The organism is Paenibacillus sp. Y660, assembly GCF_057221575.1.
On sequence record NZ_JBXBBJ010000068.1, the window covers coordinates 1 to 1,903 of the forward strand.

At 37.2% G+C, this 1,903-nt stretch carries 3 protein-coding genes; 1 reads left to right on the top strand and 2 read right to left on the bottom strand.

Annotated elements, in window-relative coordinates:
* Positions 1-920: 920 nt before the first annotated feature.
* Entirely contained in the window at positions 921-1,091 is a 171-nt protein-coding gene (locus AC2TDN_RS26415) for a hypothetical protein (protein WP_482066043.1), read from the bottom strand.
* A 148-nt stretch (positions 1,092-1,239) separates the two neighbouring features.
* On the opposite strand from AC2TDN_RS26415, the gene AC2TDN_RS26420 reads away from it, so the two are divergent.
* Complete coding sequence (locus AC2TDN_RS26420; RefSeq protein ID WP_484690723.1) at positions 1,240-1,722, top strand: pilus assembly protein; 483 nt, start codon at positions 1,240-1,242, stop codon at positions 1,720-1,722.
* A gap of 71 nt (positions 1,723-1,793) precedes the next feature.
* Here AC2TDN_RS26420 and AC2TDN_RS26425 read toward each other — a convergent pair.
* The coding region (locus tag AC2TDN_RS26425; protein ID WP_484690318.1) for an IS3 family transposase at positions 1,794-1,903 on the bottom strand (110 nt) is incomplete at its 5' end.

Genomic DNA, 1,903 nt, shown 5'->3' on the forward strand with positions numbered 1-1,903 from the left:
AAAAAAGTTAAAGTCTGATCAAGTTCGAAACGTTCATTTTAGAGTAAATGGCAGAAAATTAAAGCAATTTTACGATCGACATCGAATAAGAGGTGCAGTGTCCACAATAAGGGTGTTTAACCGCGCTCCTTTAAGGGAGCGGCCTTTGTGTTTTATTTATTAAATGGTTTAACCTCGAAAGCATGAACGGTTACATTTGTTACATTCAATCTGTCCCGAATAGAATTTTCTAAAGCAACATGATCGACTAGCCCGTTTTCGTCTTCTTTTGACTTGTCCTCTAAATCCAGAATGATGGTTAATTTACCTCTCACAGTATAACTTCTTTTCGTGGCCAGAGATTTCTATTCTCATGTCCAGCATTGTGATTTATTTAAAAATTGAGCCAACACATTAATGAGATCCTCCGGATGCAGCGTACCTAAATATATATCAATTTTATGATGAAGAAGGGGAACATAACATGGCGCATTGTGCGACAGATGGCTTTTGCAATCCAGCAGCTTGCCAATGGACAAGGGTGAGATTCTCGCTGCCCTTACCTCGTTCTTCATGGGATGTTACTTTAATCACAATAGATCGATTATCTTTTGTGCTTTTGTGGTGAGTAATAATTTACTCACCAATGAGTAAAATTTTACCCACCCTTTAAAACGTGAAAAAGGTGCCTTTCGGCACCCTTAAATTAGATTAACTGGTAATTTGTATTTTTTTCTTTCGCCCTCAATCTCGATGTTTTTAAGAGCATTTTTAAATATAGCTGCTGTTCCATGATCAATTTCTTCCTTCGGGCACAACACAAGATATTAGGATTTACAAACCACACACGAGAGTTATAAACCTTGTTTTCTTCCTGATCCTCGTTTGCTATTTGTTTTTCCTTATAAATTTCAGTTTCGGCTACCGCCAATATCCCTTTTTTAAATAATGAGTTCATCACTGTTGATATAGTTTTTCTCTCTACCCAGCTTTTCGGCAAAATATGTAGGTGTCACTGGCTTACCAACGGATTTATCCTTTTTACGCTGCTTCTCAACCTTTTCGACCAGAACATTATATTTAAAATGCACATGAGAACCGAGTTTAAACAAGAAAGCACATTCTACGTATGATAATTAATCTCCCTACTACTTTTAGAAGTTTTGGAAAATATTTGACGTTGATCCTTTTTCATTAATTGTGTTAAAGTACCTTAGTACTAAAAAATATATATATTAATGGATTTGGAGAGTTCAAGCTATGAAGAAAAAAAGCGCATTGTTAGTAGGTTTATCTGTTTTATCTTTGACAGCAGCCATTACAGCTGCATCTGCGGCACCAGCAAATAATGTAGTGGTCCCGTCCGTAAATTCGATATCTAGTGAGGAAATCGAAATCACTCCTATGGCAGTTGATAAGGAATGGCATGATACAGCTACTGGTAAAGCAACAGTACCAAGGCCCTTTAGTATCAACCCGAATTACGGGCATATAAAGTTGTTTATGAAGAACTATAGCACCCAAATTGTGACTGTAAACTTGGAGCATGTTAGTACTGGTCTTCTGTATTTCAGTAAAAAAATTGCCGCTGGTGGTACATTAACATGGAAAAACTTTGAAGGTGGGTTTCCACAAGGCATGCGTACCGGAGATTATATACTTACCTGGAACAGCGGTGGCGCTACTAATGTTAATGGAGAATATTGGGGAAAAGCGGCATCACTAACAACAGACCTTCCTTAATGCCAAGATAAATTAAAGGGCTGTCCTTCGTAATCTGGACCCCTTGTCAAGGACACTATAAAAAGAGAAGGTTAGGCAGCTGACATTAGATGATTCCTGTACTGTACAGGGGTCATCTTTTTTAATCCCCATTTATATCTGTGATTATTGTAATAATGAATATAACGATCTATTTTACCTT

Coding starts and splice junctions, on each gene's coding strand:
- AC2TDN_RS26420 (WP_484690723.1), top strand. CDS start 1,240: ATGAAGAAAAAAAGCGCATTGTTAGTAGGTTTATCTGTTTTATCTTTG.